The 24,481-nt window shown below is 35.3% G+C and carries 15 protein-coding genes; 10 read left to right on the plus strand and 5 right to left on the minus strand.

Features of this window, described 5'->3' with window-relative positions; translation table 11 throughout:
* Window positions 1-554: 554 nt before the first annotated feature.
* From JN168_RS14040 to gtfB, 8 genes are all read left to right on the plus strand, one after another.
* Window positions 555-6,716 (plus strand): LPXTG cell wall anchor domain-containing protein, encoded by a 6,162-nt coding sequence (locus JN168_RS14040; protein WP_481133370.1) that lies wholly within the window; start codon window positions 555-557, stop codon window positions 6,714-6,716.
* Between the two features lie 182 nt (window positions 6,717-6,898).
* Window positions 6,899-8,101, plus strand: coding sequence for an accessory Sec system protein translocase subunit SecY2 (gene secY2, locus JN168_RS00945; protein WP_279526264.1), 1,203 nt, complete (start codon window positions 6,899-6,901; stop codon window positions 8,099-8,101).
* A gap of 10 nt (window positions 8,102-8,111) precedes the next feature.
* On the plus strand, window positions 8,112-9,671 hold the full coding sequence (gene asp1, locus JN168_RS00950) for an accessory Sec system protein Asp1 (protein WP_279526078.1): 1,560 nt from the start codon (window positions 8,112-8,114) through the stop codon (window positions 9,669-9,671).
* Window positions 9,661-11,220, plus strand: coding sequence for an accessory Sec system protein Asp2 (gene asp2 / locus JN168_RS00955; RefSeq protein ID WP_279526079.1), 1,560 nt, complete (start codon window positions 9,661-9,663; stop codon window positions 11,218-11,220). The genes asp1 and asp2 overlap by 11 nt, the downstream gene beginning before the upstream one ends.
* A complete protein-coding gene (gene asp3 / locus JN168_RS00960) occupies window positions 11,207-12,178 on the plus strand; it encodes an accessory Sec system protein Asp3 (RefSeq protein ID WP_279526080.1) in 972 nt (323 codons plus the stop codon). The genes asp2 and asp3 overlap by 14 nt, the downstream gene beginning before the upstream one ends.
* A complete protein-coding gene (gene secA2, locus JN168_RS00965; RefSeq protein ID WP_229366921.1) occupies window positions 12,162-14,555 on the plus strand; it encodes an accessory Sec system translocase SecA2 in 2,394 nt (797 codons plus the stop codon). The genes asp3 and secA2 overlap by 17 nt, the downstream gene beginning before the upstream one ends.
* Before the next feature lie 17 nt (window positions 14,556-14,572).
* Entirely contained in the window at window positions 14,573-16,081 is a 1,509-nt protein-coding gene (gene gtfA, locus JN168_RS00970; RefSeq protein WP_279526081.1) for an accessory Sec system glycosyltransferase GtfA, read from the plus strand.
* The gene (gene gtfB / locus JN168_RS00975) at window positions 16,074-17,408 is read left to right on the plus strand and encodes an accessory Sec system glycosylation chaperone GtfB (protein ID WP_279526082.1); all 1,335 of its coding nucleotides are present in this window, start codon (window positions 16,074-16,076) and stop codon (window positions 17,406-17,408) included. Before gtfA ends, gtfB begins: the two co-directional genes overlap by 8 nt.
* A gap of 241 nt (window positions 17,409-17,649) precedes the next feature.
* Here gtfB and JN168_RS00980 read toward each other — a convergent pair whose 3' ends face one another.
* Window positions 17,650-18,039, minus strand: a complete 390-nt coding sequence (locus JN168_RS00980; RefSeq protein ID WP_042740526.1) for a tautomerase family protein — start codon at window positions 18,037-18,039, stop codon at window positions 17,650-17,652.
* A 269-nt stretch (window positions 18,040-18,308) separates the two neighbouring features.
* On the opposite strand from JN168_RS00980, the gene JN168_RS00985 reads away from it, so the two are divergent.
* Window positions 18,309-19,736, plus strand: a complete 1,428-nt coding sequence (locus tag JN168_RS00985; protein ID WP_107512373.1) for an aldehyde dehydrogenase family protein — start codon at window positions 18,309-18,311, stop codon at window positions 19,734-19,736.
* A gap of 296 nt (window positions 19,737-20,032) precedes the next feature.
* On the opposite strand, the gene JN168_RS00990 is transcribed toward JN168_RS00985, so the two are convergent.
* The 3 genes from JN168_RS00990 to JN168_RS01000 form a co-directional block, all read right to left on the minus strand.
* Entirely contained in the window at window positions 20,033-21,388 is a 1,356-nt protein-coding gene (locus JN168_RS00990; protein ID WP_042740524.1) for a dihydrolipoyl dehydrogenase family protein, read from the minus strand.
* Between the two features lie 18 nt (window positions 21,389-21,406).
* Window positions 21,407-21,856, minus strand: a complete 450-nt coding sequence (locus JN168_RS00995; protein ID WP_042740523.1) for a MarR family winged helix-turn-helix transcriptional regulator — start codon at window positions 21,854-21,856, stop codon at window positions 21,407-21,409.
* A 269-nt stretch (window positions 21,857-22,125) separates the two neighbouring features.
* Window positions 22,126-22,701, minus strand: a complete 576-nt coding sequence (locus JN168_RS01000) for a LysE family transporter (protein WP_042740522.1) — start codon at window positions 22,699-22,701, stop codon at window positions 22,126-22,128.
* Window positions 22,702-22,832: 131 nt separating this feature from the next.
* Here JN168_RS01000 and JN168_RS01005 point away from each other — a divergent pair, with 131 nt between their 5' ends.
* Window positions 22,833-23,381 carry a helix-turn-helix domain-containing protein gene (locus JN168_RS01005; protein ID WP_042740521.1) on the plus strand — a complete coding sequence of 183 codons (549 nt, stop codon included), beginning with the start codon at window positions 22,833-22,835 and terminating at the stop codon, window positions 23,379-23,381.
* 162 nt (window positions 23,382-23,543) lie between these two features.
* Here the strand turns inward: JN168_RS01005 and JN168_RS01010 are convergent, their stop codons facing one another.
* Window positions 23,544-24,401 carry an oxidoreductase gene (locus tag JN168_RS01010; RefSeq protein WP_232162069.1) on the minus strand — a complete coding sequence of 286 codons (858 nt, stop codon included), beginning with the start codon at window positions 24,399-24,401 and terminating at the stop codon, window positions 23,544-23,546.
* Window positions 24,402-24,481 lie beyond the last annotated feature (80 nt).

Genomic DNA, 24,481 nt, shown 5'->3' on the forward strand with positions numbered 1-24,481 from the left:
ATTTACCAATAACACCAACTGGTAGTGGATATTCATGGTCAAATGACTATGCGATGAATGGTTTTTATGCGAAACAAGGTGCAGGATTAGTTACAACTTGGACAGTACCAATCACTGGTTCTGGAAGTAACTATACTTGGACATTTACACCATTCGCATCATCAACAACAACAGATAACAACTATTTCACTGGTACAATAACAGGTACAGATCCGGTATCATCAGCAAGTGCGAGCACAAGTACATCAACATCAACAAGTACATCATTGAGTGCTTCGACGTCTAAAAGTACATCAACAAGCACATCAACTAGTACATCATTGAGTACATCAACATCAAGAAGTACATCATTAAGTACATCAACAAGTAACTCATTAAGTGCATCAACAAGCACATCGACAAGTAATTCATTGAGTGCATCAACAAGTACATCGACAAGTAACTCATTAAGTGCATCAACAAGCACATCGACAAGTAATTCATTGAGTACATCAACAAGTACATCGACAAGTAACTCATTAAGTGCATCAACAAGCACATCGACAAGTAATTCATTGAGTGCATCAACAAGTACATCGACAAGTAATTCATTAAGTGCATCAACAAGCACATCGACAAGTAACTCTTTAAGTGAATCAGCAAGTACATCAACATCAACAAGTGATTCGTTAAGTGAGTCAGAAAGTACATCGACATCAATAAGCGATTCGTTAAGTGAATCAGCATCTGAATCGGCAAGTGCAAGCACGTCAGTAAGTGACTCAGAGTCAGCAAGTACATCATTGAGTACATCAGTGAGCGATTCAGAATCAGCAAGCACGTCATTAAGTACTTCAGTAAGTGATTCAGAAAGTGCGTCAACATCATTAAGCACATCAGTAAGTGATTCAGAATCAGCAAGTACATCACTAAGTACTTCAGTATCTGACTCAGAAAGCGCAAGCACATCATTGAGTACTTCAGTAAGTGACTCAGAGTCAGCAAGTACATCATTGAGTACATCAGTGAGCGATTCAGAATCAGCAAGTACGTCATTAAGTACTTCAGTATCAGAATCAGCAAGTGCGTCAACATCATTAAGTACTTCAGTATCAGGATCAGAAAGTGCATCAACGTCGTTGAGCACGTCAGTAAGTGATTCAGAAAGTGCAAGCACGTCATTGAGTACATCAGTATCTGACTCGGAAAGTGCGTCAACATCATTAAGTACATCAGTGAGTGATTCAGAAAGTGCAAGCACGTCATTAAGTACATCAGTATCTGATTCGGAAAGTGCATCAACATCATTGAGCACATCAGTATCAGATTCAGAAAGCGCGTCAACATCATTGAGTACTTCAGTAAGTGATTCAGAAAGTGCATCAACATCATTGAGTACATCAGTGTCTGATTCAGAAAGTGCATCAACGTCGTTGAGCACATCAGTGAGCGATTCAGAAAGTGCGTCAACATCATTAAGTACTTCAGTATCAGATTCAGAAAGTGCATCAACATCATTGAGTACATCAGTGTCTGATTCAGAAAGTGCATCAACGTCGTTGAGCACATCAGTGAGCGATTCAGAAAGTGCAAGTACATCACTAAGTACATCAGTATCTGACTCAGAAAGTACGTCAACATCATTGAGCACGTCAGTAAGTGACTCAGAGTCAGCAAGCACATCATTGAGTACATCAGTATCAGGATCAGAAAGTGCGTCAACATCATTAAGTACTTCAGTGAGCGATTCAGAATCAGCAAGTACATCACTAAGTACATCAGTGTCTGACTCAGAAAGCGCAAGCACATCATTGAGTACTTCAGTAAGTGATTCAGAAAGTGCGTCAACATCATTAAGTACATCAGTATCAGGATCAGAAAGTGCGTCAACATCATTAAGTACTTCAGTATCTGACTCAGAATCAGAAAGTACGTCACTAAGTACATCAGTATCAGATTCAGAAAGTGCATCAACATCATTGAGCACATCAGTATCTGATTCAGAGTCAGCAAGTACATCACTAAGTACTTCAGTGTCTGACTCAGAGTCAGCAAGCACATCATTAAGTACTTCAGTATCAGATTCAGAAAGTGCATCAACATCATTGAGTACATCAGTGTCTGATTCAGAAAGTGAATCAACGTCGTTGAGTACATCAGTGTCTGATTCAGAAAGCGCAAGCACATCATTGAGCACATCAGTATCAGATTCAGAAAGTGCGTCAACATCATTAAGTACTTCAGTATCAGATTCAGAAAGTGCATCAACATCATTGAGCACATCAGTAAGTGATTCAGAAAGTGCATCAACGTCGTTGAGCACATCAGTATCAGATTCAGAAAGTGCGTCAACATCATTAAGTACTTCAGTATCAGATTCAGAAAGTGCATCAACATCATTGAGCACATCAGTAAGTGATTCAGAAAGTGCATCAACGTCGTTGAGCACATCAGTGAGCGATTCAGAAAGTGCGTCAACATCATTGAGTACATCAGTGTCTGACTCAGAAAGTGCGTCAACATCATTAAGCACTTCAGTAAGTGATTCAGAAAGTGCAAGCACGTCATTAAGTACTTCAGTGAGCGATTCAGAATCAGCAAGTACCTCACTAAGTACATCAGTGTCTGACTCAGAAAGCGCAAGCACATCATTGAGTACTTCAGTAAGTGATTCAGAAAGTGCGTCAACATCATTAAGTACATCAGTATCAGATTCAGCAAGTACATCATTGAGCACATCAGTAAGTGATTCAGAGTCAGCAAGCACATCATTAAGTACTTCAGTGTCTGACTCAGAAAGCGCAAGCACATCATTGAGTACATCAGTGTCTGACTCAGCAAGTGCAAGCACATCATTGAGTACATCAGTAAGTGATTCAGAATCAGCAAGTACGTCACTAAGTACTTCAGTATCAGATTCAGAAAGTGCAAGCACATCATTGAGCACGTCAGTAAGTGATTCAGAAAGTGCATCAACATCATTGAGCACATCAGTATCTGACTCAGCAAGTGCATCAACATCATTGAGCACGTCAGTAAGTGATTCAGAAAGTGCAAGCACGTCATTAAGTACTTCAGTCTCAGGATCAGAAAGTGCATCAACGTCGTTGAGCACGTCAGTAAGTGACTCAGCAAGTGCAAGTACATCATTAAGTACATCAGTGTCTGATTCAGAAAGCGCGTCAACATCATTGAGTACATCAGTGTCTGATTCAGAAAGTGCATCAACATCATTGAGCACATCAGTATCAGATTCAGAATCAGCAAGTACGTCATTAAGTACATCAGTATCTGATTCGGAAAGTGCATCAACATCATTGAGCACATCAGTATCTGATTCAGAAAGCGCGTCAACATCATTGAGTACTTCAGTAAGTGATTCAGAAAGTGCATCAACATCATTGAGCACATCAGTGAGCGATTCAGAATCAGCAAGTACATCACTAAGTACTTCAGTGTCTGACTCAGAGTCAGCAAGCACATCATTAAGTACTTCAGTATCAGATTCAGAAAGTGCATCAACATCATTGAGTACATCAGTGTCTGATTCAGAAAGTGAATCAACGTCGTTGAGTACATCAGTGTCTGATTCAGAAAGCGCAAGCACATCATTGAGCACATCAGTATCAGATTCAGAAAGTGCGTCAACATCATTAAGTACTTCAGTATCAGATTCAGAAAGTGCATCAACATCATTGAGCACATCAGTAAGTGATTCAGAAAGTGCAAGTACATCATTAAGTACTTCAGTGTCTGACTCAGAAAGCGCAAGCACATCATTGAGCACATCAGTGAGTGACTCAGAGTCAGCAAGCACATCATTGAGTACATCAGTGTCTGACTCAGAAAGTGCAAGCACATCATTGAGCACATCAGTGAGTGACTCAGAAAGCGCAAGCACATCATTAAGTACTTCAGTATCAGATTCAGAAAGTGCGTCAACATCATTGAGTACATCAGTGTCTGATTCAGAAAGTGCATCAACATCATTGAGCACATCAGTATCTGACTCAGCAAGTGCATCAACATCATTGAGCACGTCAATATCTGATTCAGAAAGTGCAAGTACATCACTAAGTACTTCAGTGTCTGACTCAGAAAGTGCATCAACGTCGTTGAGCACGTCAGTAAGTGACTCAGAAAGTGCAAGCACATCATTGAGTACATCAGTATCTGACTCAGAAAGTGCGTCAACATCATTAAGCACATCAGTAAGTGACTCAGAAAGTGCATCAACGTCGTTGAGCACGTCAGTAAGTGATTCAGAAAGTGCGTCAACATCATTAAGTACTTCAGTATCTGACTCAGAAAGTGCATCAACATCATTGAGCACATCAGTATCTGATTCAGAGTCAGCAAGCACGTCATTGAGTACATCAGTATCTGACTCGGAAAGTGCATCAACATCACTAAGTACATCAGTGAGCGATTCAGAATCAGCAAGTACATCATTGAGTACATCAGTATCTGACTCAGAAAGTGCATCAACATCATTGAGTACATCAGTGTCTGATTCAGAAAGTGCATCAACATCATTGAGCACGTCAGTAAGTGACTCAGAAAGTGCAAGTACGTCATTAAGTACTTCAGTATCTGACTCAGAAAGTGCATCAACATCATTGAGTACATCAGTATCTGACTCAGAAAGTGCAAGCACATCATTAAGCACTTCAGTATCAGATTCAGAAAGTGCATCAACGTCGTTGAGCACGTCAGTAAGTGACTCAGAAAGTGCAAGCACGTCATTAAGTACTTCAGTATCAGATTCAGAAAGTGCATCAACGTCGTTGAGCACGTCAGTAAGTGATTCAGAATCAGCAAGTACGTCATTGAGTACATCAGTATCAGGATCAGAAAGTGCAAGTACATCATTAAGTACTTCAGTATCTGACTCAGAATCAGCAAGTACGTCACTAAGTACATCAGTATCAGATTCAGAAAGTGCATCAACATCATTGAGCACATCAGTAAGTGATTCAGAGTCAGCAAGCACGTCATTAAGTACATCAGTATCAGGATCAGAAAGTACATCAACATCATTAAGTACATCAGTGAGTGACTCAGAATCAGCAAGTACGTCATTAAGTACATCAGTATCTGATTCGGAAAGTACATCAACATCATTGAGCACATCAGTATCTGATTCAGAAAGCGCGTCAACATCATTGAGTACTTCAGTAAGTGATTCAGAAAGTGCATCAACATCATTGAGTACATCAGTGTCTGATTCAGAAAGTGCATCAACGTCGTTGAGCACATCAGTGAGCGATTCAGAAAGTGCGTCAACATCATTAAGTACATCAGTATCAGATTCAGAAAGTGCATCAACATCATTGAGTACATCAGTGTCTGATTCAGAAAGTGAATCAACGTCATTGAGCACATCAGTAAGTGATTCAGAAAGTGCAAGTACATCATTAAGTACTTCAGTGTCTGACTCAGAAAGCGCAAGCACATCATTGAGTACTTCAGTAAGTGATTCAGAAAGTGCAAGCACATCATTGAGCACATCAGTGAGTGACTCAGAAAGCGCAAGCACATCATTAAGTACATCAGTATCAGATTCAGAAAGTGCATCAACATCATTGAGCACATCAGTATCTGACTCAGCAAGTACATCACTAAGTACTTCAGTATCTGACTCAGAATCAGCAAGCACATCATTGAGTACATCAGTATCAGGATCAGAAAGTGCGTCAACATCATTAAGCACATCAGTAAGTGATTCAGAGTCAGCAAGCACATCATTGAGTACATCAGTATCTGATTCAGAAAGTGCATCAACGTCGTTGAGCACATCAGTGAGCGATTCAGAATCAGCAAGTACATCATTGAGTACATCAGTATCAGGATCAGAAAGTGCATCAACATCATTGAGCACATCAGTGAGCGATTCAGAAAGTGCAAGTACATCACTAAGTACTTCAGTGTCTGACTCAGAGTCAGCAAGTACATCATTGAGTACATCAGTAAGTGACTCAGAGTCAGCAAGCACATCACTAAGTACTTCAGTATCTGATTCAGAAAGCGCGTCAACATCATTGAGCGATTCAGAATCAGCAAGTACGTCATTAAGTACATCAGTATCTGACTCAGAAAGTGCGTCAACATCATTGAGCACATCAGTGTCTGATTCAGAAAGTGCATCAACGTCATTAAGCACGTCAGTAAGTGACTCAGAAAGTGCAAGCACATCATTGAGCACATCAGTGAGCGATTCAGAATCAGCAAGTACATCACTAAGTACTTCAGTGTCTGACTCAGAAAGCGCAAGTACGTCATTAAGCACGTCAGTAAGTGACTCAGAATCAGCAAGTACGTCACTAAGCACATCAGAATCAGAATCAACAAGCGCATCAACATCATTAAGTGCTTCTGAAAGTGAAATTGTGACTGTACCAAGAAGTGGATCGATGGATGACATCGACTTAGACAGTATGTCAACATCAATGAGTACTTCTGAATTAAATTCAACAAGTGCAAGCACATCATTAAGCACTTCAGTATCTGATTCAGCATCAACAAGTGCATCAACATCAGTGAATACGTCAGAATCAGTAACATCTAATAATGGTTCTGAATCAGCAGTGAATAGTCATAAAGAAAAAGTAGAATTACCTGATACAGGTAAAGATACAGATAATAGAAATGGCTTAGTTGGTGCAACATTAGCTATGCTTGCAGGGCTTGGTTTGATTAGAAAATCAAGAAAGAATAAAAAAGAAAGCAAAAAATAAAGTATAGTTAAAACAAATAAATATTAATATCAAACAAAGAGGCTAAAACATCGTACATTAGAAAAATTAATTTTAAAAAATAAATTAATTTTTCAGGGTTAAAAATGATACATGTTTTTAGCCTCTTTGGTATAATATTTCTAAAAAAGAGGTATATTGTGGAAAATAATGTGGTAAAACGTATTTTTAAGCAAAATGAATATAGGGTCTTATATAAAAGGATATTGTTTACTTGCCTAATACTTATCATTTATATACTGGGAAGTAATATATCTATAGTTGCTCAAGAAAATACACATCAAGACGTTAGTTCATTTTACAAATTAGCCGTTTCCAATACTGGTGGAGATTTAAGCACGTTAAATATATTCTCGCTAGGATTAGGACCGTGGTTAACGGCAATGATTATTTTTACATTATTGTCTTATCGAGATATGGAGAAAGCAGCAAAGCAGACTAAGTTAGAGAAGCATTATAAAGAGAAAATATTAACGTTATTAATTTGTTTAGCACAGGGTTATTTTGTCATCAATGAATATGTAATTAAAGATAAAATACATTCAGAAAATGTCTTTTTATTACTATTAGTATTAGTAACTGGAACGATGTTCTTGGTGTGGTTAGCAGATCAGAATACGCGTTATGGTATTGCTGGTCCAATGCCAATCGTTATGATGAGTATTGTTAAGGCACTATTTCAACAAAGATTAGCACATCTACATGCGAGTACAACTGTACTCGTATTGATTTGTGTTGTTATCGTAATTGCGTTATTAACATTACTAATTATGGAATTAATCGAATATAGAACAAATTATAAAGACATCATGAATGCTTCAAATCAAGATATAAAAACGTATTTGGCTTGGAAAATTAATCCATCAGGAAGTATATCAATTATGATTAGTATTTCAGTATTTGTCTTACTGAATAATCTTTTAAATCTATTTGTAAATAGTTTTGTATCTGAAAAGCATGTGAATCTACAAACGCTCAGTTTCAATAATTGGATAGGTATAACGTTATATATTATTCTGCAAATGATATTAGGTTATTTCTTATCTAGATTTTTATTAAATACACGAAATAAGTCTAAAGATTTCTTGAAAAGTGGGAATTATTTTGTAGGTGTGAAGCCAGGTAAAGAAACGAGAAAATATTTAAATCGCATGGCACGACGTGTGTGTTGGTTTGGTTCAATTGTTGTGACGCTGATCATTGGTTTGCCACTGTATAGCACGTTGTTAGTGCCTGAATTGTCGCAACAGATTTATTTTGCAATTCAACTCATCGTATTAGTGTATATCGGTATTAATATAACGGAAACTATTAGAGCGTATTTATACTTTGATAAATATAAACAATTTTTAACTAAGTATTGGTAAGGAGTTTATGATGAAATATTTTGTTCCAGCTTGGTATAACCAAGGTAGTTGGTGGGAAGATAAAACGACACCTTATTATAGTAAAAGTTTAGTCAAAGAATTTGATGACATGATTAGTTTAATGAATATGCATGTCAAAAATGACGAAACATTTGAGATGTTGATACTCAACTATTCACCAGATTTGCGTACATTTTTGCATAGATTTGATTTGTTTGAAGCACGTTATTGGTCTTTATTTGATGATATTCAGGGTTTTGAGTCACGGACACCATTTCCGCTTGATTTCAAATCTTTGAATTGGCCTGAAGGTACAGAGTTTGTTTATACACCGTATCTTGTTCGTTGTGTTACAGGAGCAACGACGTATTCTAATGTTTACTTTAACCAAGATGGTTATATGGTTTGGATAGAAGCATTTGAACATGGTCAAAGGGTGCAACGTTCTATCTTTGATGACCGAGGATATTTATCTTCTATATTATATTTTGATGGTCAGGGCGTGCCGTTTAGACAGAAGTATATGACGATTGATGGAGATTGTATTCTTACATCAGAATTAGTTGATGGCACGGTACATGTAAGTGAACAGTATCAACATCGTTTTAATCAAACTGTATACAATAGTATGGAGGATTTATTACAAGAACGTGTTGCATTATATATGAAACAAGAGGTCAGTGTAGACTACCCAATTATTATTGCTGCGGATGAGCGACATAATTATTTTTTAAGTGAAATATTAAGCGACTATCAATTGTGTTATTCAATCTTCAAGCAACGAAATAGTGAATTAACATCTTCATTACTTCAATCTATAAGTAATAGCCAATATTGGTTAGTTGATATGTTGGATAATGAGGAAACATTACAACAATATAAAATTGAACAACAATTAGACGTTGAAATTATGCGTATTACACCATTTGATGCACAGGTGTTGCCAAACAAAAGTAGTCAATATTATGAAACGTATATTGGTTTGTGGATTGATGGTATCGCTCATGATACTTTACAACAAAGTTTGCAGCAGGTGATTTCGTATATGGAGCGAGTTGAAAATACAAGGGTCATATTATTGACGGAACAAGACAAGAAATTATTGCCACAATGGCTGACAGAGCAAGTCCAAGCAGTAAACGATAAATATAACACGATTAATGAGGATGAAGATGGCATTAATTTGTTATTGGCTGAGGAAGAAGAATATGTCGAAGTGATTGAAATTAAGCATGTGCCTTTTGAACAGGATTTAAGAGCGGCATTGATGAATTTAAGAGTAGTCATTGATTTAAACCGCGAGCCAGATTTATTTTTACAAATTAGTTGTATTAGTGCGGGTATTCCGCAAATTAATTTGAGAAAAACAGATTATGTCGTCGATGAAATTAATGGGCGCGTTATTGAACGTGTTGATCAACTTGTCGAAGCATTGCAATACTTTTTAAATCACTTAAAGAATTGGAACTATTCTTTCGCATATGCAATTAAGTTAGTAGAAACGTTTGCCTCTAAGGAAATAGTCGGACGATTGAATCGATGGATTGAAGGTGAAGTAAGTGAAGCGTAAATTTAAGGCATTGCAAATAGGTGGTAATGATTTAGAGACGCTATTTGATAGTAATAAGAAAGTGGAATGGGATTACTTTGATCCAGCTATAATGCAGTATGAAGAGAACTATTTGGATGCTGTACGAAATATTATTGATGAGCATGGACAATTTGACTTTGTCTTTGTGCAAGCGAGGTACAGTGAGCAATTAATAGAAATGTTGGCATTGGTTGGTACACCTTATAACACTTATATAGATGATACCTATTGGGATACACAGTATGAGCAAGACAATACGATTAGTGAGTTATTAGCACGTCCGTTAAGTTATCAAAGTGAAGCAGATTTACATGAAAAGTTAAAAGCAGTTACATTTTCAGGGCAATATGGGGATAAATTGTATCCGAAACATTGTATTGTCAGTCAAACATTTGATGGCGACGTTGGATTTATGGGGAACAAGTATCTCGTATTGTCTGGTGATTTCGGAGCCGAGTTAAAGCAAGTTGTATCTTGGAAGAATAACATTGTATGTGATAAGCATAAGGCTACACAAATATGGCCTGAATTTGTAGTCAGTGAAGGTGTAGAGTTAGAGTTTACATTACGTATTATTCAAAGTGGTACAGTAGATACAATTATTGACGAAATTAAATTAGATCAAACACAGCTTGATGAGCCTATTATTATCGAGAGTAGACCGTATGATGTATATGCAAGTGTGAGTTTGAAGCTACGTGGTGAAGGACAGGTTAAGATTGGTGCGATTCATAAGCGCTGGTCACGATATGATATGGGGGAATTCTTGTTTGGCGGTCAAAGATATGTTGATAACAATAGAGAAGAGTTCTTCTATTACTTTAATCCAGGTGATTTGAAACCACCATTGAACGTTTACTTTAGTGGTTATCGTTCACTTGAAGGCTTTGAAGCGTATTTTATGATGAATAAATTAAATGCGCCATTTATTCTGATTAGTGATCCACGGGTGGAAGGTGGCTCGTTCTATATTGGTTCTGATTCGTATGAAACAGCTATTAAAGATGTGATTCAAGATAAGTTGTCCTACCTTGGATTTGAAAGTGATGAACTCATCCTATCTGGTTTGTCTATGGGTTCGTTCGGTGCGCTGTATTACGGTGCTCAGTTGAATCCTTCAGGTATTATTATTGGGAAACCCTTAGTGAATATAGGAACAATTGCTGATAATATGCGCTTATTAAGACCGGAAGACTTCGGGACTGCTTTAGATGTATTAATGACTCATGAACAAGATGTAACACCACAAGATATTGATCGTCTAAATAATAAATTTTGGAATGTCATGTCTCAAAGTAATATAGCAAACACCACATTTGCAATTGCTTATATGCAACATGATGATTATGATGCACACGCCTATGCAGAGTTGTTTCCGTTGTTGAGTAGGCAGCATGCAAGAGTGATTAGTAGAGGGGTTCCTGGTAGACATAATGATGATTCGCCGACAATTACCAATTGGTTTATAAACTTTTATCATATTTTACTGGAAACTAAATTTGGGAGAGTTAAACATGAAGGAAAATAATTATTTTGAAGTGTTTTGGAAGCAAGTTAATCCTTCAACATTCATGTATGGTTCGAAGCTAGCATTTAAAGACGGTGTTACAGTATTTGAGAATCCTTTAATGCCTTCAGGTATTATTATTCAAGATTGGGTTATGAAGACAAATTATGCTTTGGATAAAGAATTGCCGACTTTACCTATTTTGAAAAGGGGTTCTGATTATACATTCCAATTTAATTATGAAGTTGAGCCACAGGGTGCGCTGTACTTTAAGATCATATTCTATAGCAAAGACGACACGGTACTCTCTTCGCAGATTATTAAAGACAAAGAGGTTCATGTCAATTATCCTGAAACGGCACATACGTATAAGGTTCAAATGATTAATGCGGCTGCACAAATCATTCGATTCGAAAAGTTTACTATCACTGAGCAACGATTAATCGATTCAAAGCAACGTAATTTAACAATAAGTGGTGTAACGAATGTTGATACGAATGAAGCTGTACGTAATGTGGTCTTTGTAGAGCCTTCTCAATGGTTGGACTATCCATTGTCGCAATCTGCAGTGTCACATTTAAAGAATGTAATCACTGTTGAATATTGGTCTGAAGCTGTCACGGATAATTGGAATGAAATCAAAGGCTATATCGAGAGACTTGGTGAAGATTCTGAAGTGCATTTAATCAGTTATGGTGAAAAAGGAAATGTATTTGTGTCACATTTAAGTAATTTGCTACAAGTACCATCATTTATAACAGCAGACAAGGATAAGCGATTTGATCAACAAATTAGCGAGATAATAAATGAAGAAATAACATCTGCAACAGGACCTACTGAAATATACTTTGATCCTAAAAGTGAAACGTATGATGTGGCTGATCAAGCTATTTTCACTGTGCTAAATCCTTCGCGCTACTTAAAATATCTCGATGTAGTGCGTGTGAATTATGGAGGGTCCAATGAAACAGAAAATTAATTCAACAATTAACCAAATGCGCTTAAATCGTTTGCAGAAAACCTTACGTAAAATTAATAACTATAGTGAAATGATGAAATCATATTCGGATGAACAATTACAGGACAAAACAAAAACGTTTCAGCAACAATTAGCAAATCATCAAGCTACGTTAGATGATTTATTACCAGAAGCGTACGCAGTTGTTCGTGAAGCAAGTTGGCGTGTCTTAGGTATGTATCCTAAAGATGTCCAAGTCTTAGGTGCGATAACATTACATGAAGGTGATATCGCTGAAATGCAAACTGGTGAAGGAAAGACGCTCACGGCAACGATGCCACTGTATTTAAATGCACTGACTAAAAAGGGTGCATATTTAATTACGACTAATGATTACTTAGCTAAAAGGGACTATCTAGAAATGAAACCATTGTATGAATGGTTAGGCTTAACGGCGTCTCTTGGCTTTGTTGATATACCTGATTATGAGTATCAAAGAGATGAAAAGAAACAGTTGTTCCAACACGATATTGTATATACCACAAATGGCAGAATTGGCTTTGACTATTTGATTGATAATTTAGCTGATAGTTTGGGTGGAAAGTTTTTACCAGAATTAAATTATGCAATTATTGATGAAGTCGATTCTATTATCTTAGACGCTGCGCAAACACCTCTTGTCATTTCGGGTGCACCACGTGTGCAATCTAATTTGTTTCATATTGTAAAGACATTTGTTGAAACATTAGAGGAAGATGAACATATAGAAATAAATAAATCTCAAAAGGAAATTTGGTTAACAGAGCAAGGTATACAAGCTGCGAATCATTATTTCGATGTTGAGAATATTTATGAGGAAGGTTACTTCGATTTGGTGCGCAATATTAACTTAGCTTTACGAGCTAAATTCCTATTTGATAGTAATCTGGATTACTTTATTCAAAATGGAGAAATCGTCCTAATCGACCGTATTACAGGACGTATGCTACCGGGGACGAAATTACAATCTGGCCTTCATCAAGCGATAGAAGCTAAAGAAGATGTGGAAATTTCAGATGATTTGAGTGTTATGGCTACGATCACTTTCCAAAATTTATTTAAGCAATTTGAACGTTTTTCAGGTATGACTGCAACAGGAAAATTAGGTGAATCAGAATTTTTTGATTTGTATTCAAAGGTCGTGATTCAAATTCCTACGGATAAACCAATTCAAAGGAAAGATTACGGTGATAAAGTATTTTTGAATGCAGAGGAGAAGAACCGAGCTATTCTAGAGGATGTGGTTGCCATACATGAAACAAAGCGGCCTGTATTATTGATTACACGCACAGCAGAAGTGGCGGAGCAATTTTCAACAGAATTATTCCAAATGAACATTCCGAATAACTTACTGATTGCGCAAAATGTTGCGAAAGAAGCGCAAATGATTGCAGAAGCAGGGCAATTATCAGCTGTAACGGTTGCTACTAGTATGGCAGGTCGCGGTACTGATATTAAACTTGCGAATGGTGTACACGAATTGGGTGGTTTGGCAGTAATTATAAGTGAACATATGGAAAATAGCAGAGTCGATAAACAATTACGTGGACGTTCTGGACGTCAGGGTGATCCAGGGACTTCGCAAATTTATATTTCACTCGATGATTATTTAGTACAACGCTGGGGAGAAGATAAATTAAGTGATAATAAACGGTTACAATCTATGGACACATCACGCTTATCTGATAGTCGTGTGTTTCAACATAGAGTACAAAGAATCGTAACGAAGGCGCAACGTGTATCTGAAGAGCAAGGTATGACGATGCGTGAAATGTCGAATGAATATGAAAAGAGTATTAGTGTTCAAAGGGATTTGATTTATCAAGAACGTGATAAAGTGCTGAACATGCAACGCGTAGAGGACTTTAATCTTGAGCAACTAGCAAAGGATGTTTTTCGACATGACGTATCGAAGCGGCAAGATAATTTAACACAAGAACAACTAGCAGAGTATATTTATAGCAATATTAGCTTTAAATTTGAAGGTGATACATCACAATTAAACTTAAAGCAACACGATAACGTAATCGATTTTTTATTAACAGAATTTCAAAACCAGTTAGCAGAGAATAAAGTCCAATTAAAAAATGATTATTTCTACATTAGATTTGTACAGAAGTCAATTTTAAAAGCGATAGATAGTGCTTGGATTAACCAAGTAGATAATTTACAACAACTTAAAGCAAGCGTAAATAATAGACAAAATGGCCAACGTAATGCCATTTTCGAATATCATAAAGTTGCATTAGAATCGTTTGAGCAAATGAATTATAAAATAAAGGGAAATATAATTAAAAATCTTTGTCAAAGTATTATCACTTATGATGAAGATGGCGATTTGGTCATACATTTTCCATAATTATGAGGTGTAGTGAAATGACAATTTATAATATAAACTTTGGAATTGGTTGGGCGAGTAGCGGTGTCGAATATGCACAAGCTTATCGTGCTAAATTGCTCAGAAATTCTAAGCATCAGATGAAATTTGTATTTTTAGATTTTATTCAATCTGAGAATATTCAAACATTAACACATAATATGGGGTTTTTAGATAGTGAAATTATTTGGTTATACCAATATTTTTCAGATATTAAAATAGCACCGACGACGTATACGATAGATGATATTCAGCGCCATTTAGATAACGATGTCACGCATATTGAAACAACAGGGAAGGTTAAGCGATTAATATTAAATAACAAACAAACCTTTGTGACTTGTTATTTGAAAGATAAGGATAGCGACATTGTTGATCGCGCTGAATTCGTTGTCAATGGTATGCTCATTCGTAAAGACTTTTATAGTTATGTGCGTACATTCTCCGAGTACTATGCGCCTTTTGACAATAAAGCTAAGCTGTATATGCGTCAATTTTATAATGAAAATGGCAGCGTAGCATATCGTGAGTACATCGATGGTGACTCAAGTGTCTATGTATTTAATGATGCAATTTTATATAGTAAGGAACAATTTGTTGCTTATTTTATTCAAAAACTACAACTAACAAGTAACGATATCGTTATCTTGGATAGAGCGACTCAAATTGGTCAATCTGTCTTGCAAAATAAAGGAGATAGTAAAGTTGGTGTCGTAGTTCATGCAGAACACTTTAGTAAAAGTATAATGAATGATACACACATTCTATGGAATAATTATTATGAATATCAATTTTCAAATGCACGAAATATAGATTTCTTTATAACTGCTACAGATATTCAAAATGACTTGTTAACACAACAATTTAAAAAATATACAAGTTATGTACCGAGAGTTAGAACGATTCCTGTAGGTAGTTTGGACACATTAAAGAGACCGAAAAGGAAACGTAAACCTTATACGATGATTACTGCATCTAGACTAGCTAGTGAGAAGCATGTTGATTGGATTGTACGTGCTGCGATTAAGGCGAAACAAGAAATTCCTGACTTAATATTTGATATTTATGGTGAAGGTGGAGAAAAAGGAAATATACAACAAATTATTGAAACATCTAAAGCAGAGGATTATATCCGTTTACGTGGTCATGTGAACTTAGATGATATATATAAACAATATGATTTATTTGTGTCTGCCTCAACGAGTGAAGGATTTGGATTGACATTGATGGAAGCTGTTGGCTCTGGTTTAGGAATGTTAGGATTTGATGTAAATTATGGTAATCCTACCTTTATCAATGACAAAAAGAATGGTTATTTGATTCCTATTGCATTAAATGAAGATAGTATAGATACGATTGTTTCACGTCTGGCAGACCACATGGTGTTTTATTTCAACAAAGATTTGCGTAAAGCACACGAAGAATCATATAAAATCGCCAAACCATTCAAGACAAAACATATAGAACAACAATGGAATAATCTATTGGAAGAGGTGCTCCATGATTAATTTATTTGAACATTTTGACCTGAAAACAGAGAGATTATATGAAACACTACAGTTAGCTGGACATGATAATCAGACTATAGTATTAAATGATAGTGGTTTTTTACCTGATCAAATGACATCACCATATCAATACTTTGCTAACAATAACATTACTGCAGCAGATAAGCCCAAGTTTTTTAATGAAATCAATGTACCTCCCTATTGGGTTATTGAGGGCACCAATGACAATGCAGAGATTAAAGATATGGGGAAGGTGAGAGGGCGCATACTTTACCAACCTAATTATCAAGCGAGAATCGTCAACCGTGTAGAATGGTTGGATGAAGATGGTCAAATTCGATTTGTAGACCACTATACCAAACATGGCCTTAAATTTGCGCAAACAGCCTATGATAAAAGAGGCGTAGCAATATTTAAAAAATACATGGATCGAGCAGGTAAGGATGTCATCTATGAAAATTACGTAACGAAGGACATTGTTTTAGATTGGAAAGGAAAATCGCACTTCTTTGATTCAGAAGTAGCATTTATTATGTTTTATTTACAGACCTTAAATTTAGAAACACAAAGCTTTGTTATTAATTCACTAGCGACATCGTTTGCAGTCCTTTATAATTTGTCTACACCAGGAAATGATATTTTATTCTGGCAAGAAGAAAGTCACGGCAATATACCAGGTAATATGCAACTGATATTAAATCATGAACTACAACGTAATATAATGATTCATATTCCTGAGCAAGATGAATATCAAACGATTACGAATCAACTTGCTGACACTAAGCGTAAACAAATTATCCCTTCAGGTTATCTGTATAAATATAAGAAAAAGAACAGACATACGAAGGAAGCACTTATTATGACGAATTCAGATCAATTGATGAATATTGAGCTGTTTTTAGAAAAATGTCCAGATATTACATTTCACATTGCAGCAATTACCGAAATGTCTACAAAGTTAATGAATTTAAGTAGCTATGCCAATGTTAAACTTTATCCAACTGTTGATGCTGAAACAATTGAACGTTTGTATCAAAGTTGTGATTTATATTTAGATATTAATGAAGGTAAAGAAATTATGGGTGCACTAAATAAAGCTTTTGAATATGAATTGTTAATCATGGGTTATAATGATATCGCTCATAATCAAGTGTTGACTGCTAAAGCCAATTTATTTAGTAAACAAAGCGTAGGTAGTGAGTTTATTCCTACATTGTTGAAGATTACGCAAGATAAGGCAACATTCGCCAAACACTTAACAACTCAAAAAGAACATGCTAATGAAGTAAATAAACATTATTTCAATCAGCAATTATTAAAGCGATAAATGAATTAAAGCCATGGATAGTACGATTTGTGTAGAGAACCAAAAGCGTCCTACCTTTGTTATAAAACAATCAAAAAAACAGCAGCGAAGGCCAAAGTTAAAGGCTAACACTGCTGTTTTTTGATTTGGAGTAAACGGATTGTTGCTCATGATATCGATTGAATGAGTTAAAGTGAGGCGCATTATTTTACTGGCGATTTCTGATTCGCATCATTTAAAGTGCGATGTAGCATGATGATAATTATAAATCGCCTGTTAAGAATTGAGCTTTACCATTAAAGAAACTCCAGTCTGAATCCGTATTTTCCACTAAGCTAATCATGATATCTTCTGTGCGAATACCTAATTGTGTGTTTAACGCAGAGACTAGATTGTGATAAAAGTTGGTCTTTTGTGTTTCTGTACGTGGACGTGTCACAAGTGTAAAGACAAGGACTTGATCAGAACGTTCAACACCTAAACCAGTGTCTAGAATTTGCATTTCATAGTCTTCATGTTGATTAACAATTTGATATCTGTCGCCTTCAGGAGCTTCGAAAGCTTCCAACATTACGCGATACGAAATATCTAAAATGGATTTAATTTCGTCTTTAGTTCTTCCTTTTAACATATCGATTTTTATTAGTGGCATGTGCTGATCACCTATCCTTATTTGTTTTTGCGAAATGAACTATCACAATATTAACGATTTATCATTCCTAATACCCTAAATTGTGTAAAATAATTACCCAGGAAATAAGCATTTGTGACATATTAAAGGACGATACATTTTATTAACGATTTGGTAAGCCGATTATTTGAAATGTATTACACATGAGCGTAATATTCGTTTGGTCTTAATTTTTATTAGCTTGTTAAGTAAAGAGTTAAGCGTAAAAAAGATACATGAGGAGCGGTAATATGTTCGAACAAACTAAACAATATATTAATGGGCAATGGGTTGAAAGTCATAGTAACGAAACAATAGATGTAATCAATCCAGCAACGGAAGAAGCATTTGGAAAGATTGCGAAAGGGAATGCGCAAGATGTTGAAGATGCAGTTAATGCAGCAGACAGCGTATACTTAGAATTTAGAAATACTACTGTTGAATACCGTAAAAATTTATTAAACGACATCGTTAAAGAATATGAAAATCGTAAAGAGGATTTAGTTAAAGCGATGACTTTAGAATTAGGTACACCAGTAACTGCTTCAGAAAATGTACATTACGAAATGGGATTATCTCATTTTAAAGCTGCGAGAGACGCATTAGATCATCTTAACTTTAGAGAACGTAGAGGAAATAATGTAGTCATTAAAGAGGCTATTGGTGTTTCTGGTTTAATCACACCTTGGAATTTCCCAACGAATCAAACAGCATTGAAACTTGCTGGTGCATTTGCTGCTGGTAGTACAGTTGTTTTAAAACCATCTGAAGAAACACCATTTGCTGCAATTATCTTAGCTGAAATCTTCGATAAAGTAGGCGTGCCGGCAGGTGTGTTTAATTTAGTTAATGGTGACGGTATGGGTGTAGGTAATCCAATTTCTGAAAATGAAAAAATTAGAATGGTATCTTTCACAGGTTCTGGTAATACTGGTAGTAAAATAATGGAAAAAGCGAGCAAAGACTTTAAAAAAGTTTCACTAGAATTAGGTGGTAAATCACCTTACGTTATTTTAGCAGATGCAGATCTGGATAAAGCGGCAGACGCTGCAGTGCATAAGGTTGTAGATAATTCTGGACAAGTTTGTATTGCTGGTTCAAGAACAATCGTTCCAGAATCAATCAAAGATGATTTTATTGCAAAGGTAAAAGAAAAAATGGCTGCCATTCGTGTTGGCGATCCACAGGATGCTAGTATCGAAATGGGACCTGTTATCAATGAAAAACAATACAATCAAATTCAAAAATTTATTGAAATTGGTATTGAAGAAGGCGCAACATTAGAATTAGGTGGATTAGGCAAGCCGGAAGCATTAGAAACAGGTTATTTTGTACAACCAACGATTTTCTCTAATGTAGATAACAGTATGACAATTGCTCAAGAAGAAATCTTTGGACCAGTCATGTCTATTATTACTTATAATGACATTGATGAAGCAATTAAAATTGCGAATGATACGAAATATGGTTTAGCTGCCTATGTATATGGTTCTGACATGGATACTTTACAAAAAGTAGCAACTGCGTTTGAAGCGGGTGTTATTGAAATAAATGAATATCCAAGAAGTGCAGATATGCCATTCGGTGGATATAAACAATCTGGTATTGGTAGAGAATGGGGAGACTACGGAATTGAGGAGTTCTTAGAAGTTAAAACTATTTCAGGATTCTTCCAATAATTTTCATCTTTTACTAGCACCACACATATAAATAGTAAAAATTAATTAAAGAAAGCACACATACATGAAGTACATTACATACTAACAAATTAATTAGTATGTAGCGTCTATCGATGGATGTGTGCTTTTTTCTATAATGTCTTACTATGAACAATATTATAGCAAGATAAATACAATATCTTAGAAACGAAGTTAAAATAGAATACTTTGCGCTCAAACAGATTGGTAACACGATATACAACTGAGAGCCACAAAGGGTTTGGAAATGAAATGGATTGCGTAATTGAATTACTAAATTACATCATATTCATTTTTAATAAATCTAACACACCACTAGAACTGCCAGGGAAAGCAAATACCATTTGATTTAATTCTTGTGCTGTAATTTGTTTGTTGACAATAAATGTGAGCAAGTTAATTAAATCAGGCGCATCATTAGCATAAATTTCAGCACCAACTAGGTGTTTTTGTGAATCTAAGACAATATCCATTTCTGCTGTAGTTTCATTTTTATATTCGAATAGTAATTGTTTGCCAAATGGAATTGTTTTGATTGTATATTGATCTTCGTTTTGTTTAGCTTCTTCAACAGTTACACCAATTTGTGCTAATCGCGGTAATGAATATAAGACAGATGGAATAGCAGGGTATGCAATTGCTGAAGTAGTCATACCAAGAATATGAGCTGCGATATAATTAGATTCAAATGTTGCAGTTGGTGTTAATTTAGGAATTACTTTATCCAACACATCTCCACTCGCGTAAATATTTGGTACATTTGTTCTTAAATATTCATCAACTTGTATACCTTTTGCACTGTATTCAATACCTAATTTTTCTAAGCCGATACCTTCAATATTTGGACGACGACCAGTTGAATCTAACACGTAGTCTGTCTCAATACTTTCTCCTTTAGCTGTAGTTACAATATAACCAGCATCTGTTTTACTTACTTTTTCAGGTGAATCTTCAAGATGGAATTGAACACCTTCATTAGCCAATTTATCTATTAACTTATCGACATGTTTACGGTTGAATCCAGTTAATGCTTCATCTGTATGATGGATGATTGTTACTTCGCTACCATTTTTAATAGCGATTGAAGCAAATTCGATTCCAATAATGCCTGCACCTATAATAGTCATGTGTTTAGGGAAATGTTCTAATGATAAGAAATTACGACTATCAAAAGTATGTTCTGTACCTTCGATTGGCAATTTATTGCTGTGTTGTCCTGTTGCAAGAACGATATAATCAGCAGTAAGTTGTTGTTCGTTTACTTCGATTAAATGTTCGCTAACAAGTGAACCTGCACCGTGATATACATCAATACCATATTGAGTAAACATATGTTCTAACGTACCTGATAGTGGAGAGATAACTTGTTGTTTATAGGACATAAGATTTTCCCAGTTTACAGATAATTGTTCTTGATTAATGATATTAGGATAACTTTCAGCTGCTTCTAATATTTCGTAAGGGCCTTCTAATAAAATTTTGGCATTACAACCATAGTTTGTACATGTCCCAGCAATCTTATCTTTCTCAATAATAGCTACTGATTTGTTAGCTTGCTTTAAAGTTAAAGCAGCATGCCATGCTGCATGTCCACTACCTAAAAATATAACATCATAGTTAAATTGTTCTGACATAAAAAATTCCTCCTAAATTTATTTCACGATATGATTTAATGACTGTTCTAAACGATCCATAATTTCCTTTGCGTGTTGATATTCACTTGTATCCATATGTTCTGCGACACATTGTGAAATTGCAGTATAAATTTCTTGTTCTTTATTTTTACCCATTTCGGTAAGGCTGACGAGCAATTGACGCTTATCAGATTCAATTTTCTTTCGCTCAATCCATCCAGCTTGTTCTAAGCGCTTGAGTAAAGGCGTAAGTGTATTGCTCTTTAAATTTAGTGCATGTCCAATACGATATAAAGTTTGGTTGTCTTGTTCCCAAAGAGAGACTAAGACAATATATTGTGAATATGTTAATCCATAATCTGAGAGTACCTGTTCATAAAACTTAGAAAATAAACGGCTAACATTATATACAGAGAAACATAGTTGATTTGTTAATTTCATTGTGTCGTCCAAATAGGTCACCTCCATGAAATAAATTAATCGTGCGCGATTGATTAAAGTGTAACGTGCTAAATATAAAAATGCAAACAATAAATTTCGTGTAATTGAAAAAAGTAATATAAAAGATAATGGAGAAATATTTTAGTAGAAAAAGTGGTAGTATCAATAGTTATAAAAAAGTGAGGTTAGAGTGCATTCAAAATGTGAATCGTGTTTATATTATGGGAAACATAACTTAATAAAGTGAAAGTTGAAGGCATAATTTATTTAATAGTGAGACATCTAACCTCGATTTCTTATTCAAACAGCATCATACAAGCTAAGATAACTAAACTAGCTGACATAATAATCTTATATTGTGTGTTGTACTTAGTCAGTAATTGTTTGAAGCAAAGCCCCATCAACGACCAAGCAATGGCACCAGAAACACCAATTAAGGCAATAATGAGTGTGTAGCTAATCATCATAAAATAGCTAGAACTTTGTACTGTGGCATAACTAACAATTGCAGTAAGTACATAAACAATTGTCTTAGGATTCATGTATTGTAGGTAAAGTCCATCACGCAATCTATAACAACTACGGTTGTCTTTTCCCTTTTCATGACTTTTAAATACAGAAAAAGCTAAATAAAGTAAGTAGATAAAACCTAAGATTTTGATTAGTAGGACGAAATTTTTAAAATAAAGCGTTAGATAGGTGCTAAACACTAAACATATAATAGACAATGATAAAAATCCTAAACCGATACCGAATAAAAAACGTTTCGTTCCTTTGAAACCAAAACGGAGTGATCCATCTAAAGCAAGTAAATTATTTGGTCCTGGTGTATAACTCATAAATACTGTATATAAAATAAAAGAAATAAGCATAATTGTATTCTCCTTGTCATTTCCTGTATGATGGATATATAAGCTAATAAATCCACAATAAAGGATAATCCTGTTAACTGGATTTTATATCCTTTAAACTGGAAAGTCAATATAAAGAAGGAGACTTAACTATGGAGTTCCATAAAATTGTAGCTAAAAATATTTATTTATATAGAAAGAAAAATAAGATTAGTTTGGAACAACTTTCAAAACTGACAGGTGTTAGTTCATCATCTTTAAATGAAATTGAAAAGGGAAATACCATACCTTCTATCAATACAGTATGGAAAATTAGTAACGGTTTGAAATTATCATTTAGTAGTTTAATGAATGAAAGTGAAGCGGATTATAAATTTATCAAGAAGGATGATATCATTCCAGTAACAGAAGAAGAGGGGAAATATAAAGTGTTTCCTTACTTTCCATTTGAAAAAAGTAAGTCGTTTGAATTCTTTCATGTTGAATTAGATCCTCAAGCAAAGCTTGAATCTGAACCACATTTATCAGGGTCTGAAGAATCAATCATTATTATTGAAGGGGAATTAGAGATGCACCTTGAGAATGAAGTGCTTACTCTAACTGAGGGTGATGCATTAAGATTTAAATCGGATATACCACATACGTATATAAATAAAGGAAATCATAGGACATTGATTTCTATGGTTATTGATTATAAATAATAGTAAAGCACTGTTGTTTCCTATAGATGTTCGCTTCTGTACGTTAGACTTTGAGTAAAACGTCTGAAGAGAATAATGGAAATACAGTGCTTTTTAAAATTTATTAAACAAAGGTATGGCTGAGGGTTGTCTTACCTCACAGTGCGCGCATAATTGTGGCGCTTATTGTTGTTGTGCTAATAATAATGGATAGACGGTATCAAGTGTCGGCGTTGCTAGTTGATGCTTACGAGCAACTTGATAGAGAAAGCCTTGAATGCCTGCAATTTCCAATGGCTTTCCTTCGATAATATCATAATACATGCTAGTTCCCATATGATCAGGATAACCTTGATAGATAGTCATAATTTCACTAATAACATCTTGGTGGAATATAACACCTTCCGCTTGAGCTATCTTCACGCCTTCTTGTAACAATCGTTCACATAAAGTTTGTATGCCTTCAACCTTTAGCACTTGAGCAGTTTGGCGACTTAATGCTGTTACTGTATTAATCGCTAAGTTAACCAATAATTTATACCAAATAGATTGATCAATATCTTCAACTAAAGTGATATCTAATTGCGTATTTGAAAATAACTGTTGAAGTTGTTGTGTTGATGGTGAATTCTGTAATATCAATTGATGATCTCTAAAATGAGTAATATGTTGTTGGCGCTTTTGCCCGCTAATATAAACCACTGCTTGAAATACGTGTTTGTGTGGGATGCGTGATAATTGACCTGTGCCATTTTGCGCTAGAATAATAATGGTGTCTTCATGAATGAAGTTTGGTAATTTTTGTATTACTGCATCTAGTTGTGGAATTTTAACTGCAATAAATAAAATGTCGACAGGGTCCTTAAACTCATCAATAGCGGTCACGTTTATTATTGTCTCAGTGTTTGGTGCAGTGCTTTCTGTGTAAGTGATGGTTTGTGACTGTCTACCCACTAAAGTGAGATGCGTAAATGTTGGTAATAAATCATGTGCAATCGTACCACCGACTGCGCCAGGTCCAATAATAGCAATCTTAGTCATTTCGTGTTTCCTTTTCTAAAAAATTTCGTTAATATGTGATTATTAATACAAATATAACAAAAATACGGGGGATATAGTAA

It is taken from the genome of Staphylococcus gallinarum (assembly GCF_029774255.1).
GTDB lineage: Bacteria > Bacillota > Bacilli > Staphylococcales > Staphylococcaceae > Staphylococcus > Staphylococcus gallinarum.

What these genes read in the sequence shown, in the direction of transcription:
- asp1 (WP_279526078.1), top strand. Translation starts at nt 8,112, where the DNA reads ATGAAATATTTTGTTCCAGCTTGGTATAACCAAGGTAGTTGGTGGGAA.
- asp3 (WP_279526080.1), top strand. Translation starts at nt 11,207, where the DNA reads ATGAAGGAAAATAATTATTTTGAAGTGTTTTGGAAGCAAGTTAATCCT.
- secA2 (WP_229366921.1), top strand. Translation starts at nt 12,162, where the DNA reads ATGAAACAGAAAATTAATTCAACAATTAACCAAATGCGCTTAAATCGT.
- gtfA (WP_279526081.1), top strand. Translation starts at nt 14,573, where the DNA reads ATGACAATTTATAATATAAACTTTGGAATTGGTTGGGCGAGTAGCGGT.
- gtfB (WP_279526082.1), top strand. Translation starts at nt 16,074, where the DNA reads ATGATTAATTTATTTGAACATTTTGACCTGAAAACAGAGAGATTATAT.
- JN168_RS00980 (WP_042740526.1), bottom strand. Translation starts at nt 18,039, where the DNA reads ATGCCACTAATAAAAATCGATATGTTAAAAGGAAGAACTAAAGACGAA.
- JN168_RS00985 (WP_107512373.1), top strand. Translation starts at nt 18,309, where the DNA reads ATGTTCGAACAAACTAAACAATATATTAATGGGCAATGGGTTGAAAGT.
- JN168_RS00990 (WP_042740524.1), bottom strand. Translation starts at nt 21,388, where the DNA reads ATGTCAGAACAATTTAACTATGATGTTATATTTTTAGGTAGTGGACAT.
- JN168_RS00995 (WP_042740523.1), bottom strand. Translation starts at nt 21,856, where the DNA reads ATGGAGGTGACCTATTTGGACGACACAATGAAATTAACAAATCAACTA.
- JN168_RS01000 (WP_042740522.1), bottom strand. Translation starts at nt 22,701, where the DNA reads ATGCTTATTTCTTTTATTTTATATACAGTATTTATGAGTTATACACCA.
- JN168_RS01005 (WP_042740521.1), top strand. Translation starts at nt 22,833, where the DNA reads ATGGAGTTCCATAAAATTGTAGCTAAAAATATTTATTTATATAGAAAG.
- JN168_RS01010 (WP_232162069.1), bottom strand. Translation starts at nt 24,401, where the DNA reads ATGACTAAGATTGCTATTATTGGACCTGGCGCAGTCGGTGGTACGATT.